We start from the raw sequence: 13,903 nt of genomic DNA on the forward strand, positions 1-13,903 counted from the left end.
ACGAGAGGAGCCGATCATGGCGAAGTACATGCTGCTGATGAGCTACAGCGGGGGCACCGACTGCGACCTGCCGATGGGCGAATGGCCGCCGGAGGACATCCGCGCGCACATCGACTTCCAGCACGCCCTCGACGCCGAACTGCGGGACAAGGGCGAGCTCGTCGACGCGCAGGGACTGGCCGGGCCCGACCTGGCGAAGACCGTGGTCTCCGACGGCCGGACCAGCCCCGTGGTCACCGACGGACCATTTCCGGAGGGCAAGGAGCTGCTGGCCGGCTACTGGGTCGTCGACGTCGAGAGCGAGGAGCGCGCGCTGGAGATCGCGGCGAAGGCGTCGGCCGCGCCCGGGCCGGGCGGCGTGCCGATCCGGCAGCCGATCGAGGTCCGCCAGGTGATGAGCGCGCCCGCCTGATGGCCGCCGAAGGGGTCGAGGACCTGCTGCGGACGCTCGCGCCGCAGGTCCTCGGCGTCGTCGCGCGGCGCTTCCGCGACTTCGGCGCCGCGGAGGACGCCGTGCAGGAGGCGCTGCTCGCGGCCGCGCGGCACTGGCCGTCCGACGGGTTGCCGGACAACCCGCGCGCGTGGCTGCTCCAGGCCGCCGTCAACCGGATGACCGACCAGCTCCGCAGCGACCAGGCCCGTCGCCGCCGGGAGGACGCGGCGGCGCTCGAACCGCCGTCGCCGGATGTCCCGGATCGCGACGACACCCTCGTCCTGCTGTTCCTGTGCTGCCACCCGGCGCTGACTCCGGCGTCGGCGATCGCGTTGACGCTGCGCGCGGTCGGCGGCCTGACCACGACCGAGATCGCCGGCGCGTTCCTGGTCCCCGAAGCGACCATGGCCCAGCGGATCAGCCGGGCCAAGGCGCGGATCAAGGCGTCGGACGTGCCGTTCCGGCTGCCGGACGACGACGAGCGCGAAGCCCGGCTGCGGTCGGTCCTGCACGTGCTCTACCTGGTGTTCAACGAGGGCTACACGAGCAGCGCGGGCAGCCGCCTGCACCGCACCGAGCTCTCCGGCGAGGCGATCCGGCTGACCCGGCTGCTGCACGCGACGTTGCCGAAAGACGGCGAAGTCACCGGTCTGCTGGCGTTGATGCTGCTCACGGACGCGCGGCGCCCCGCGCGGACCGGGCCGTCCGGCGAACTGGTGCCGCTGGCCGAGCAGGACCGGGCGAAGTGGGACCGCGCGCAGATCCGGGAGGGCGTCGCGCTGGTCACGGAGGCGCTCGCGCTCGGCGACGCGGGCGAGTACCGGCTGCAGGCCGCGATCGCCGCCGCGCACGACATCGCGCCGCGCGTCGAAGACACCGACTGGGACCGGATCCTGGGGACCTACCGGCTGTTGGAGCGGCTGAGCGACAACCCAGTGGTCACGCTCAACCGCGCGATCGCGACGGCGATGGTCCACGGGCCCGACGCCGGACTAGCGCTGCTGGAGACGCTCGAGCTGAGCGGGCACCGGCCCGACGCCGTCCGCGCGCACCTGCTGGAGCTGGCCGGGGACGTCGACGGCGCCGTCCGGCACTACGACGCCGCGGCCGCGCGGACCACCAACACCCCGGAACAGCGCTATCTCCTGACGCGCGCCGCGCGGCTGCGGAAATCGGGCCGGAGCAGCTGAAAACCCTCCCGCGGACGCCTCGGTTCCCACTACGGTGGCCGGGTGAAGTCCCTGAGCCACGATCGGCTGGCCGAGGCGCTCATCGCCGAGGCGGAAGAGTTCGGGATGGCGATCGAGGGCGCCGCCCCGGACGTCCGCGTCCCGACCTGTCCCGAATGGACCCTGCGCGACCTGACCTGTCACGTCGGGCTGGCCTACCACAAGTCCGCCGCGATCGTCGAAAGCCGACCAACCGGGTACGTGCCGTTCGACTCGGTCGAGGTCGGCGATCCGCCGGGCTTCGACGCCCTCGGCGGCTGGCTGGTCGAGGGGGCGGAACGACTGGTGGAAGCCGTTGCCGATGTCGGACCAGAGACGCCGACGTCGACCTGGACCCCCGATCGCCGCGCGGGGTTCTGGACGCGCCGGCTCACCCACGAGACCGTCGTCCACCGCGCGGACGCGGCGTTCGCGACCGGCGCGCCGTACGAAGTCGACGGCGACCTCGCCGCGGACGGGATCTCCGAGGGCCTCGACCTCGTGTCCGTCTTCTCGCGTCTGGAGCACCCGGCGATGGACCGGACCGCGCTGCGGGGCACCGGCGAGACCCTGCTGTTCCGGTCGACCGAACCCGACGTCCGCTGGCTCGCGCGACGGACGCCGTCGAGCGTCGAGGTGAGTCTCGAAGCCGCCGAGGCCGACGTCGTCGTCGAAGGTCGCGCCATCGACCTGCTCCTGGCTCTGACCGGCCGGATCGCCGAGGACGACCCGCGGTTGACGATTTCGGGCGACGCGAAGCTGTTCGGGCATTGGCGGGAGAACACGACCTGGTGAACCGCGCGCTCGGCTAGAATTCGGCGTTCCTTCCGCACCTGCGGACCCGAGGAGGCCGGATGCTGATCCGTGTGCTCGCCCTTTCCGCCGCGTTGCTGGCGGGGACCGTCGCACCGGCCGGCGCGTCGACCCGGACAGTGACGGTCGACGGCGCGGTCGCCACCCCGGCGCCGTACACCGCTTCACAGCTGAAGACCTTCGGCGGCGATCTGGCCAAGCTCGTCACCGCGGCGGCGCCGCTGCTGCCGCCCGGGAAGAACACCGCGCTGCGCGTCACGGTGACCGTCACCGGGTCGGCCCACCGGGCGGTGACGTTCGCCCTCGCGGAGCTGGACCCGGCGTTCGGGAACCACCCCGCTGTCCTGACGACGGACCACGGGATCGACCTGGTCGTCCCCGGCGACCAAGACCGCAGCCGGAGTGTCGGCGACGTCCGGCGGGTTCACGTCGCCGTTTCCGCCGCGACCGCTGCCGAGCGAGCGGTGCGGATCACGACCGGCCACCGGTCCGTGACGCTGCCGCCGGCGCTGCTGGCCCACCTGCCGTCCCACACGGTGACGGCGACCTTCGCCTCGGGCACCGGCCAGCAGACGCACACCGAGACCGGGCCGTCGCTCGCGCTCGTGCTGCTGATCGCCGGCGTGGTCCCGCGACCGGACACGGCGGTGGTCGCCGTCGGCGAAGACGGCTACGGCGCCGCCGTGACGCTCGCCGAGGAGCGCACCGGCGGCCGTCCGCTCCTGCTGTCCACGGCGGAGGACGGCGTTCCACTCGCGCTGCCGAGGCTCGTCCCGCTCGGCGACGTCAAGGGTGGCCGCTACGTTTCCGAGGTGACCGCGCTCGACGTGCGCTGACGTCAGGATCCTTACGTAGGTAGCTTGCGTAAGGTTCCTGTCATGAGTCAACCCCTGACCGGCGACCGCCCCGGTTACCTGATCAAACGCGCCCAGCAGGCGCTGCACCAGGCTTGCACCGATCGTCTGCGCCCCATGGAGCTGTCGATGTCGCAGTACGCCGTGCTGCGCGCGCTCGACGACCACCCCGGCGCGTCGTCGGCCGAGCTCGCGCGGATCACGTTCGTCACCCGGCAGTCCCTGCGGGACGTCCTCAGCGGACTGCGGTCGGCGGGGCTGGTCACCGTGGCCGAGCAGGCGAGCACCGGCCGGGCGCGGCCGGTCGCCCTGACGACGTCCGGCCGGGCGAAGCTGCGCGCCGCCGAGGAGCTGGTCACGCAGGTCGAGGAAGAGATGCTCGGCGACCTGTCGGCCGACCAGCGGCGCTACCTGGCCGGCCTGCTGCGCACCTGCGTCGAGAACCTGACTTGACGAACGTCGTATAGTCGGTTCCGACCAATAGGGAGCGACTAGTGCCACCACGCAAGATCCGCAACACCCTCGCACTGGCCCTGCTCGGCCTGCTGCTGGAACGCGCGATGCACCCGTACGAAATGGCATCCACGTTGCGCGAGCGCTTCAAGGACACCAGCTTCAAGATCAACCCCGGCTCGCTCTACGACACCGTGGAGTCGCTGGCGAAGCACCGCTGGATCGAGCCCGTCGAGACCGTCCGGGACGGCAACCGGCCGGAGCGGACGGTCTACGCGCACACCGAGCTCGGCCGTCAGGAGTTCGTCGCGTGGCTCGACGAGCTGGTCCGCGAGCCGGTCGCGGAGTACCCGAAGTTCGTCGCGGCGGTGAGCTACCTCGGCGCGCTCGGCCCGGAGCGCGCCGCCGACGCGCTGGAGGAACGCGCCCGCCACCTCGCCGACCGCATCGACGGCGCGAACACCGCCCTCGACGAGACCGTCGGCAAGGGCGCGCCGCGGCTGTTCATGATCGAGGTCGAGTTCGTCCGGCACGCGTGGCAGGCCGAGCTCGACTGGGCCCGCGCCACCGCCGCCGAAATCCGCGCCGGCTCCCTGCCCTGGCCCGACCACTCCTGAGGGGAAACTCGTGCTCGAAACTGATGTGCTCGTCGCCGGCGCCGGTCCCGCCGGCTTGTTCCTGGCCGCGGAGCTCGCGCTGGCGGGTGTCCGCACCACGATCGTCGAACGCCATCCCTCGCGGCCGCCGTACTGCCGCGGCTTCAACCTCAACTCGCGCTCGCTGGACCTGCTCGCCCGCCGCGGGCTGGCGGAGGGCCTGGTCGCCGAAGGCCACCGGGTGCCGCACGCGCCGGTCACGGGTCTGCCCGGCCCGCTGCTGCTCGCCGACGCCGCGACCGATCACCCGTTTTCGCTGGGGATCCCGCAGACCCGCGTCGAGGAGGTCCTAGAGGGGTGGGCCGCCGACCTCGGCGTCGAAATCCTGCGGGGCCACGAGCTGCGGTCGTTCACGCAGTCCCCGGAAAGCGTTTCCAGCATTGTCCACAACGGACAGTTCGGCCGCACGATCTCCGCGCGCTTCCTGGTGGGGTGCGACGGCGGGCGCAGCGAGGTGCGCAAGCAGGCCGGGATCGGCTTCCCGGGCGTCGACGCGCGCTGGTACGCGCTGCTCGGCGACGTCGAATGCGAGCTGCCGTACGGGGTTTCGACCGGACCGGACGGGCGCACGCTGTTCGTCATCCCGCGGCCGGGGTACGTCCGGATCGTGGTGCGCGAGGACGACCCGCCGGCCGACAAGTACGCGCCGGTGACGCTCGAACGGCTGCAGGCACAGGTGGACGCGGTCCTCGACCGGCACGTCGAGCTGCGTTCGCCGCGCTGGCTGACGCGTTTCGGCGACGCGGCACGCCTGGCGACGCACTATCGCGAGGGCCGGGTGCTACTGGCGGGCGACGCGGCGCACATCCACCCGCCGGCCGGGGCGATCGGGGTGAACGTGGCACTCGACGACGCGTTCAACCTGGGCTGGAAGCTCGCGGCGACGGTGCACGGGACGGCCCCGGAAGGACTGCTGGACACCTACCACACCGAGCGGCACGCGGCGGGCGCGCGGATTCTGGCGAACACGCGGGCGCAGGTGGAGCTGGAGGAAGCCGGCGACGCGCCGTGGGCCGACCTGATGCGCCGGGTTGCCGCGCACCCGGCGGGGAATCGGGCGCTGGCCGAGATCATCACGGGGTTGGACGCGTGTTACGAGCCGGGCGGGCATCCGTGGTTGGGGCGGTTGGCGCCGGATGTGCCGTTGGTGGTCTCTTCGACCGAGACGCAGTTGGCCGCGTTGCTGCACTCGGGGCGTCCGGTTTTGCTTGATCTGACGGGGGCCTTGGCCGGATGGTCGTCGGTGGTTGAGGTGATCTTCGCGGTGGCTCCGTCCATTTCGGACATTGATGCGGTGTTGCTGCGGCCGGATGGGCATGTGGCTTGGGTGGGTACGCCGGGCTCGGGCGACGAGGGGCTGGCGGAGGCGGTGCACCGGTGGATCGGTGATGCGGCCTCCGCTCTTTCGACGGCTTCCGGGGGTCTGTTGGTCGGCGGTGAGTGATTGGGGCGGATCCGCGCCGGCAGTGTCGCGACCTTCGCGGTGAGCATCGGGGGAACCGAGTGTCGGCGCTCGTCGATTGTGAGCGCAATGCCGATTTGGGGGTTGAGCGCATCAGAATCGGCATTGGCACACGGTCGCCGGGGTTCCGGCCCGCGGGCTGAACCGAGCCGCGGTCCGGCCTCGGCGACGCTGACCGGCGGAACCGCGGCAATGTTGGCAGGACTTGCGAAGGCAGCGGCTGGGCGTGGGTGAGACCGAGGTCAGAACGCTCACAACCCGCCGATGGGAACGCGCCGAACTCGCAGCAGCCCCCGCCCTTCCCTGGGGGGCGTCCCCGAGTCCAGTCTATCGGTGAGGTAGGTCAAATCCGCCGGGATCGCTCGGTGGGCACCGAGTTGTCCACATCCGGGCCACCCTGTGGACAGGTCAGCTCGGGCGATCCAGGACCGCCCGCTGCTCGACCCGTCCATCAAGCGTGAAACGGCTGTGCGGCGTAAACCCCAGCTTCTCCACCACCCGCGCCGATGCCTTGTTCGCCGGCTCGTACACCGCCATCAGACGGTCTGCGAACCCCGATGAAAACACGTGGTCGCGGACCGCCGTTGTGGCTTCGGTTGCGTAGCCGCGGCCCCAGGATGATGGGGCTATCCACCAGCCCATCTCCACCGCCGGGGATCCCACGCCGGACTCGATGGGGCTGCGGTGGACCAACGACACCACTCCGTCGAACGAGCCCGGGGCCGCCGATATCGCGAACCAGCCGAAGTCGTACGTCGCCCAGTGGGCGAGCGTTGCCTGGTGCTTGGCCAGTGTGTACTCGTGGGTCCACGGCTCGCCCGTTCCGACGTACCGGACCGTCTCCGGGATCTGCGCCATCGCGAACAACCCGTCGAAGTACTCCTCGGCCCACGCGTGGAGCGTGAGCCTTTCCGTGGTGATCAGCACCACCGGAACTCTAGGCCGCCCGTTACCCGCGGTCACCCAGGTAGCCCGTTCGGCCTATGGTTCGGACCACGTTAATGGTCTATACCAATTATGTCCGGAAATCCCCGCCGCCGCGCTCGTCGTCGTGGAGGTTCCACCATGCGTCTTCGTTCCCTGCTGGCCGGCCTGGCCGGTCTCGCGCTCGTGAGCACCGGGCTCGGCTCCCCCGCCGAAGCCGCCGCCGGGTCGCCGATTCCCGTCGGGCCCTATGTCGACATGGGGGCCTGGCCCACCCCGAGCCTTTCGGCGATGTCCGCCGCCAGTGGCGTCAAGGGCTTCACGCTCGCCTTCGTCAACTCCTACGGCTGCAAGGCCAGCTGGTTCGGCGCCTACGACCCGCGCACGGCTTGGCAGAAGGACGAGATCACCAAGATCCGCAACGCCGGCGGCGACGTCAAGATCTCCTTCGGCGGCGCGTCCGGCATCGAGCTGGCCCAGGCGTGCAGCACGTCCGCGCAGGTCGCGGCCGAGTACGACGCCGTCGTCAAGGCCTATGGCCTCAAGTACGCCGACTTCGACATCGAGGGCGCGGCCGTCGCGGACCCGGCGTCGATCACCCGCCGCTCTCAAGCCATGAAGACGCTTCAGACCAACAACCCGGGCCTGAAGATCTCGCTGACGCTGCCGGCGCTGCCGACCGGCCTCGACGCCAACGGGCTCAACGTCGTCAAGGCCGCCAAGAACGCCGGCGTCACCCTCGACCTGGTCAACATCATGGCCATGGACTACTACCAGGGTGCCGGCGACCAGGGCGCGAAAGCGATTTCCGCGGCCAAGGCCACGCAGGCGCAGCTCAAGTCGCTGTACGGGCTGAGCGACGCGGCGGCGTGGAAGAAGGTCGGCGTGACCCCGATGATCGGCGTCAACGACTCGCAGAACGAGATCTTCTACCAGAAGGACGCGAAGGCGCTGGTGGCCTTCGCGAAGACCGTGCACCTCGGCATGCTGTCGTTCTGGGAGGCCGGCCGCGACGCCAACGCGTGCACCGGCGCGCTCTACAAGTGCACCAACGTTCCGCAGTCGAAGTACGAGTTCGCGAAGATCTTCGCGGGCTACACCGGCTGAATCGACGCTGAGCCACCACCGGGCGGGGTGCGTCCCGCAGACCCCGCCCGGTGGTGGCCCCTCGAGGGGTGATCGTCGGTAACGCGACACGCGGGCGGTCCGACTGGGGAACCATGCCGACCGCGATTCCCGACTCGCCCGAAGCCGAGCCCGACCGGGCACGGCCTCCCCTGACCCGGATCATCGCCGCCGCACTGGCGGCCGGATTCGTCGCGGCAGGCGCCACGTACGTCTTCAAGACGTCGTCGGACTTCGGGAAGCAAGTCTCCGTCTTCGTCGCCTGCGCCGGCCTGATCCTCGCGGTCGGGAGCCTCGCCCTCACCATGAGGTCGACGCTCAACGCCGAGGAGAACCACGCGCGGGCGGTGAACTCCGAGCGCGAGCGGCTGCGACAGCTCGCGAACTTCGACGGGGGCACCTCTGCCGCCACCGCCCCCCAGGAAGTCCGGTTCACCAAGCTGCTCATCGAGTACTACGCGCACGGTCTGGTCGAAGCGCGCAGCAGCTCCGCCGACAGCCGGCGATCGTCCTGGCTCGGCATGTCGGTCATCGTGATCGGCGTCGTCCTGGCCGTGGTCTCGGGGGCGAGCGACGCGCTCGGGAACGGGGTGCAGATCTCGCTGATCGTGAGTGCGGCCGGGGTCGTCACGAACGCGGTGGGCGTCCTGTTCCACCGCCAGGCCACCAAGGCGCTGGCGCACATGGAGAAGCAGACCTCCAGCCTGCAGCAGGACATGTGGGCGGACCGAGGACGGCGGGACGCCATCGGCTTGGTCGATCGTGTGTCCGACCAAGATCTGCGGGACAAGCTGCTCGTCGACGTCGCGCTGGGGCTCGCGAACTCCGGTTCCGGACCGACCGCCCACTGAACCGGGTCACCATCGGGCGGCGTCCGCGAGCAGAGCGTCCCGCACCGCCGCGGGCCCCGCCCGGCAGGGTTCCGCACGACTCACCACGAACAACGTGTTGATCGGTGGCTCCTCCGGCTCGAGCAAGGCGACCAGCGAGCCGGACGCCAGCTCGGCCGCGCACAGGTACTTCGGCAGCACACTGACGCCGAACCCGGCCAGCACGCACGTCAGGACACCGCGCAGGTCCGGCACCACGACGGCGGGTCCGGTGGGCGGCCGCACCCCCAGCACCGAACGCCAGTAACGCCGGATGATCGGCAGGTCTTCGGCGTAGGCCACCAGCGGCGCCGTACGCGGGTCGCCGGTGAAGCCGCGCGGGCCGACCAGGACGAACTCCTCGTCCGTCAGCGGCGTCGCTGTGAGGCCGCGGCCGCGCGGACGGATCGTGGAGACCACCAGGTCGAACCGGCGCTGCGAAAGACCCGCCAGCAGGTCGTCGGCCAGGCCGAACGTCACCCGTAGCTTCAGCCCCGAAGCGACCAGACCCGCCAACGCCGGCAGGACACGAGCCGTCGTCAGCTCGGCCGGCCCGGCCAGGTGCACCGGCTCGGCGAACGGATCGATCTCGCCCACGGTCAGCGACGACAGCGCGTCGACGTGCGGGGCCACCCGGGCGGCCAGTTCGTCGGCCGCCGGGGTCGGCGTGACGCCGCGGGCGCGCCGGACGAACAACTGCCGTCCGAGCTGCTCTTCGAGGGCTCTGACCTGGGCGGTCACCGTCGGCTGGGACAACCCCAGCGACGGCGCCGCGCCGGTCAGCGATCCCGCCCGGTGTACGGCCAGGAACGTCCTCAGCAGGTCGAGGTCCAGGTCAGTCCTCGACCAGCTCGATCGAGTCCACGACGTTCGGGTAGAACGCGACGTGGTCCTTGATCGCCGCGACCGCGTCGTACGGCTTCTCGTACGTCCAGATCGCGTTCTCCGCCTTCACGTCACCGACGTTCAGGCTGTAGTAGCTGCTGTCGCCCTTGTACGGGCAGTACGTCTCGTGGTCGGTCCGCTCCAGCACGCTGAAGTCGACGTCCGCCCGCGGGATGTACTGCGCCGCCGGGTAGTTCGACTCCTGCAGCGTCAGCGCGTTGCGGCTGTCGGCCACGACGCGCCCGCCCGCCTTGACCACCACGCGCGCCTTGGTCGGCTCGACGGTGATCGGGTGGTCCGGGCCCGGGACCAGCACCTTCTTCTCCGGCATGTCAGCTCCTCGAAAAAGTCGTGTAGAAGGAGCAGCACCCGGGACCCGGTGGTTATTCCGGAGGATCAGGGCAGGTAGTACATCGGGTTCGGCAGCTTGGTCGGGTGCAGCGCGTAGCCGCCCTCGAGGTCGCTGAACTGGTCGCCGACGTTGAGCACGATCTTCGCGCCGGTCGCCTCGATGTGCGCCCGCGTGCCCGACTTGTACTGGACGGTGGTGCAGGTCAGCCCGCACGGCAGGTAGTCCGGCACGGTCACCTTCGGCTTGAAGAACGCGCCGGCCGGGGCCGGGTAGCCCTCGTTGGCCAGGTTCTTCAGCGACTGCGGGCCCTGCAGCTCGTTGCGGCCGGTCAGGAAGTACAGCTTGACGCCGTGCTGCACGGCCCAGTTGGCCAGCTCCAGCACCGGCTTGTTCGAGACGAACGTGCCGTTGTCGATGGCCTGCTGCTGCTTGACCGGGTCGAAGCCGAAGTCGTTGTCGGCCTCCCAGCCGTAGGTGACCTCGGCGGTGTCGTCGACGTCCAGCACGATCGCCGGGTTCTTGACGCGGCCCAGCTGCTGCTGCAGGTAGCGCTTCGCGTCCGTGACCACGCGGTTGGTGTCCTTCACGAAGCGGCTCGTGTCGGAGTAGTGGTGCTTGCCGGCGGCGTCGAGGTAGTCGCCGTAGTAGGCCTTGACGTCGAGCTTGACCTGGCCGATGTTGGCCGGCTCCTTCGAGCGGGCGGCGGTCGCGTCGTCCGAGCCGGCCAGCGCGGTGGCCCCCGAGGCGACGGTGGCGCCGATGGCCGCGGCGGCGGCGAGCTTGACGAGACCTGACCATTTTCCGGACACGGCGACCCTCCAGTGAAGACTTGACGACTCGGGGAACCTACGTCACGTTCACCCGGAGTTCCACCCCTCGAAAGTTTCCGTTCACCTTTCGGCGCGTCATCTTTCGGCGCGGCAGAGGAAAGCCACCGGAGACCGCCCGATCCGCGTGAGCACGACGGACGCCTCCGCGGCGCCACGGGGTTTCAGTCGCCGCCGCAAGGCATCCGGGTCGACGTCGAGGCCGCGGACCAGGATTTCCAGCCGGCCGACGTCGTGTCGCTTGAGGACGGATTTGAGCGCTTTCTCGGTGTAGGGCCCGTGCTCCAGGACGCGGAAGGCCCGCACGCCCGGCGGCGGGGTGTCACCGGTCAGGTACGCGATGCGTTCGTCCAGCTGCCACAGCCCGTGCCGCGCCGCGTAGTGGCGGACCAGCCCGGCCCGGACGACGGCACCGTCCGGGTCGACGATCCACTCCCCCGGCTCGCGCGTGGGCAGTTCGTCCGGTTCGGCATCGGTGACCGTCCACTGTGTCCCGTCCGAGCGCAGCACGGTCGCCCGTCGGGTGACGCCGGTGCCCAGGCCGCGCCAGAGGCAGGACTCGCGGACCTGGCCGTCGAGGGACACCAGCTCGACCTCTTCGGCCCACGGGGTGATCGCGAAGTCGAGGCCCGGCGCGCACTTCACGGACAGCGCGCGCCCCGGGTACGCCGCGACCAGCTCGTCCAGCGGCGGCGTGAAGTCCGCGGGTTTCCACGCCCGGCGGCCGGCGGAGTCACGGCGGGCCGGATCGGCGACGACGACCCCGGCGCGGCTGACCGGGCGCAGCGCGTCGGCGTGGGCGAGCCCGAACGAGACACCCGCGGCGATTCCGTTGTGCCGCGCCATTTCCAGCCGCACCGGGTCCACATCGGACCCGAGCGCCCGCCGCGCCACCCGGGCGATCTCGACCAGGTCCGCGCCCACGGAACACGTGACGTCGTGGACGTCGAGCCCCGCCAGGCGCGAAGCCCGGTGCCGGGCGACCGGCGACGCGCTCGCCTGCTGGAGCGCGTCCGAGGTGAACAGCCAGTCCACACCGGACAGTTTGCCGACGGCTTTCCGGCGCAGCAGCACGGTTTCGAGCACCGAAGCCGCATGCTCCTCACCCACCAGGCGACGAACAGCGGCGACGGCGGCGATGTGGTCGGTGAGCGGCAGCGCCGACACCTCGGCGAGCGCCGCCGTCCCGGCGCCGGAGCGCAGGTAGGCGACGTCGTCGACCGTGAACGCGAAGGACACTCAGGACGGCCGTTTGGTCCCGGTGATCATCACGTTGTAGAACAGCTCGCGCGGCAGGATCTTCGACAGCAGCTTCTTGTCCACAGCGGACAGCCGCAGCCACAGCTTGTAGGCGAACAGCCGCCAGCGGACGGTCAGCTTCTCCTGCGGCACCGCGGCCTCGAACGTCCGGATCGGCCAGCCCGCGAGCGCGGCCGCGAACTCCTCGGTGACCGCGTGGACATCCTGCGCGCCGGCCCCGCGGGCCCACGACTCCAGCTCCGACGGGTCGAAGGTGTGGATGTCAACGACGGCTTCCAGTGCGGCCGCGCGGGAGGACTCGTCGAGCTCCTCCTGCGGACGGCGCCAGCCGCTCAGCGCGGGCAGCTTCGTCACGCGGGTGGTCAGGAACCAGGTGAACTGGCCGAGCTTGCGGGCGTAGAAGTCGCCCACCTTGGTCGGCTCGCCGGCGAAGACGAACCGGCCGCCCGGCTTGAGCACGCGCAGCACCTCGCGGAACGCCGCCTGGACGTCCGGGATGTGGTGCAGCACGGCGTGCCCGACGACGAGGTCGAACGTGTTGTCCTCGTACGGGATGCGCTCGGCGTCGGCGACCCGGCCGTCGACGTCGAGGCCGAGCTTCTCGGCGTTGCGCAGCGCGACCTGGACCATGCCGGGCGAGAGGTCGGTGACCGAGCCCTTCTTGGCGACGCCGCCCTGCATGAGGTTCAGCAGGAAGAAGCCGGTGCCGCTGCCCAGCTCCATCGCGTGCTGGTAGGGCTGGCCGTCGTCGCCCGCGACGGCGTTGAACACGTCGGTGGCGTAGGAGATGCAGCGCTCGTCGTACGAGATCGACCACTTCTCGTCGTAGGTGCCGGCTTCCCAGTCGTGGTACAGCACGTTCGCCAGCTTGGGGTCGGCGTAGGCCGCCTGGACCTCTTCCGCGGTGGCGTGCGGGTTCGGGGCCGGGTCGTTCACGTCGGTCAAGGCGTCATTTCCCTTCGAAAGTGGCCTTGCCGGGCCCGTTTTCGATGAACGACTTCATGCCGTTCTTCTGGTCTTCGGTCGCCCAGAGCGCGGCGAACAGGTGCGATTCGAGCTTGAGGCCGTTCGCGAGGTCGGTGTCGAGACCGCCGTCGATGGCCGCCTTCGCCGCGCGCAGCGCGACGGCCGGTCCGTTCGCGAACTGCGCCGCCCACTTGTGCGCGGCCGCGTAGACGTCGTCGGGGGCGACGACCTCGTCGACGATCCCCAGCTCCAGGGCTTCCTGGGCCTTGACGAACCGTCCGGTGTAGACGATGTCCTTGGTCTTGCTGGGCCCGATCAGGCGCGCCAGGCGCTGGGTGCCGCCCGCGCCGGGGATGACGCCAAGCTGGATCTCGGGCTGGCCGACCTTGACGTTGTCGCCGGCGACCCGGCGGTCCGCGGTCAGCGCGAGCTCGAGGCCGCCGCCGAGGGCATAGCCGGTGATGGCCGCGACGACCGGCTTCGGGATGTTCGCGATGGCCGCGAGGGTGCCGGTGAGGTTCGCGCCGAACTTGGCGATCTCGGGGTAGGTGCGGCTGGCCATCTCCTTGATGTCCGCGCCGCCGGCGAAGGTCTTCTCGCCGCCGTAGAGGATCACCGCGCGGACGTCGTCGCGCTCGGTGGCCTCCTTCGCCAGCTCGGCGAGTTCGGCGGTGACCTGGGCGTTCAGGGCGTTGACCGGCGGCCGGTCGAGCCGGATCGTGCCGACCCCGTCCTTGACTTCAAGGGTTACGAACTCTCCCACGCCCATCCTCCTCGTTGACGATCTGCCAGCACGCTACCGGCGGGTAAGCGACA

16 protein-coding genes are annotated in these 13,903 nt (G+C 70.7%); 9 read left to right on the forward strand and 7 right to left on the reverse strand.

Annotation, left to right across the window (positions count from 1 at the left end; all coding sequences use genetic code 11):
• The first annotated feature begins 16 nt into the window (after nucleotides 1–16).
• Genes ACZ7PG_RS44585 through ACZ7PG_RS44615 form a run of 7 tightly spaced genes read left to right on the forward strand, consistent with a single transcriptional unit; the run spans nucleotide 17 to nucleotide 5,861 of the window.
• Nucleotides 17–412, forward strand: coding sequence for a YciI family protein (locus ACZ7PG_RS44585; protein ID WP_470245258.1), 396 nt, complete (start codon nucleotides 17–19; stop codon nucleotides 410–412).
• Nucleotides 412–1,623 (forward strand): RNA polymerase sigma factor, encoded by a 1,212-nt coding sequence (locus tag ACZ7PG_RS44590; protein WP_470245259.1) that lies wholly within the window; start codon nucleotides 412–414, stop codon nucleotides 1,621–1,623. Before ACZ7PG_RS44585 ends, ACZ7PG_RS44590 begins: the two co-directional genes overlap by 1 nt.
• 42 nt (nucleotides 1,624–1,665) lie before the next feature.
• Nucleotides 1,666–2,436, forward strand: coding sequence for a maleylpyruvate isomerase family mycothiol-dependent enzyme (locus tag ACZ7PG_RS44595; protein ID WP_470245260.1), 771 nt, complete (start codon nucleotides 1,666–1,668; stop codon nucleotides 2,434–2,436).
• Between the two features lie 59 nt (nucleotides 2,437–2,495).
• Entirely contained in the window at nucleotides 2,496–3,290 is a 795-nt protein-coding gene (locus tag ACZ7PG_RS44600; protein ID WP_470245261.1) for a hypothetical protein, read from the forward strand.
• 42 nt (nucleotides 3,291–3,332) lie between these two features.
• Nucleotides 3,333–3,761, forward strand: a complete 429-nt coding sequence (locus ACZ7PG_RS44605) for a MarR family winged helix-turn-helix transcriptional regulator (protein ID WP_470245262.1) — start codon at nucleotides 3,333–3,335, stop codon at nucleotides 3,759–3,761.
• 41 nt (nucleotides 3,762–3,802) lie between these two features.
• The gene (locus ACZ7PG_RS44610) at nucleotides 3,803–4,378 is read left to right on the forward strand and encodes a PadR family transcriptional regulator (protein ID WP_470245263.1); all 576 of its coding nucleotides are present in this window, start codon (nucleotides 3,803–3,805) and stop codon (nucleotides 4,376–4,378) included.
• A gap of 10 nt (nucleotides 4,379–4,388) precedes the next feature.
• On the forward strand, nucleotides 4,389–5,861 hold the full coding sequence (locus tag ACZ7PG_RS44615) for an FAD-dependent monooxygenase (protein ID WP_470245264.1): 1,473 nt from the start codon (nucleotides 4,389–4,391) through the stop codon (nucleotides 5,859–5,861).
• Nucleotides 5,862–6,287: 426 nt separating this feature from the next.
• Here the strand turns inward: ACZ7PG_RS44615 and ACZ7PG_RS44620 are convergent, their stop codons facing one another.
• Entirely contained in the window at nucleotides 6,288–6,806 is a 519-nt protein-coding gene (locus ACZ7PG_RS44620; protein ID WP_470245265.1) for a GNAT family N-acetyltransferase, read from the reverse strand.
• Between the two features lie 138 nt (nucleotides 6,807–6,944).
• Between ACZ7PG_RS44620 and ACZ7PG_RS44625 the strand changes: the two genes are divergently transcribed.
• Both ACZ7PG_RS44625 and ACZ7PG_RS44630 read left to right on the forward strand, forming a co-directional pair.
• Nucleotides 6,945–7,910 carry a chitinase gene (locus tag ACZ7PG_RS44625; protein ID WP_470245266.1) on the forward strand — a complete coding sequence of 322 codons (966 nt, stop codon included), beginning with the start codon at nucleotides 6,945–6,947 and terminating at the stop codon, nucleotides 7,908–7,910.
• A gap of 113 nt (nucleotides 7,911–8,023) precedes the next feature.
• Nucleotides 8,024–8,779, forward strand: coding sequence for a TRADD-N-associated membrane domain-containing protein (locus ACZ7PG_RS44630; protein ID WP_470245267.1), 756 nt, complete (start codon nucleotides 8,024–8,026; stop codon nucleotides 8,777–8,779).
• A 6-nt stretch (nucleotides 8,780–8,785) separates the two neighbouring features.
• Here ACZ7PG_RS44630 and ACZ7PG_RS44635 read toward each other — a convergent pair whose 3' ends face one another.
• The 6 genes from ACZ7PG_RS44635 to ACZ7PG_RS44660 form a co-directional block, all read right to left on the reverse strand.
• Entirely contained in the window at nucleotides 8,786–9,631 is an 846-nt protein-coding gene (locus tag ACZ7PG_RS44635) for a LysR family transcriptional regulator (protein WP_470245695.1), read from the reverse strand.
• A 1-nt stretch (nucleotide 9,632) separates the two neighbouring features.
• Nucleotides 9,633–10,013 (reverse strand): DUF427 domain-containing protein, encoded by a 381-nt coding sequence (locus tag ACZ7PG_RS44640; protein ID WP_470245268.1) that lies wholly within the window; start codon nucleotides 10,011–10,013, stop codon nucleotides 9,633–9,635.
• Nucleotides 10,014–10,078: 65 nt separating this feature from the next.
• On the reverse strand, nucleotides 10,079–10,843 hold the full coding sequence (locus tag ACZ7PG_RS44645) for an HAD family acid phosphatase (RefSeq protein WP_470245269.1): 765 nt from the start codon (nucleotides 10,841–10,843) through the stop codon (nucleotides 10,079–10,081).
• Between the two features lie 96 nt (nucleotides 10,844–10,939).
• Nucleotides 10,940–12,100 (reverse strand): class I SAM-dependent methyltransferase, encoded by a 1,161-nt coding sequence (locus ACZ7PG_RS44650; RefSeq protein WP_470245270.1) that lies wholly within the window; start codon nucleotides 12,098–12,100, stop codon nucleotides 10,940–10,942.
• The gene (locus tag ACZ7PG_RS44655) at nucleotides 12,101–13,066 is read right to left on the reverse strand and encodes a class I SAM-dependent methyltransferase (RefSeq protein WP_470245271.1); all 966 of its coding nucleotides are present in this window, start codon (nucleotides 13,064–13,066) and stop codon (nucleotides 12,101–12,103) included.
• 4 nt (nucleotides 13,067–13,070) lie between these two features.
• Nucleotides 13,071–13,850: an enoyl-CoA hydratase/isomerase family protein gene (locus ACZ7PG_RS44660; RefSeq protein WP_470245272.1), complete on the reverse strand. Its 780-nt coding sequence runs from the start codon at nucleotides 13,848–13,850 to the stop codon at nucleotides 13,071–13,073.
• Nucleotides 13,851–13,903 lie beyond the last annotated feature (53 nt).

This window comes from Amycolatopsis sp. NPDC114504, from assembly GCF_055633595.1.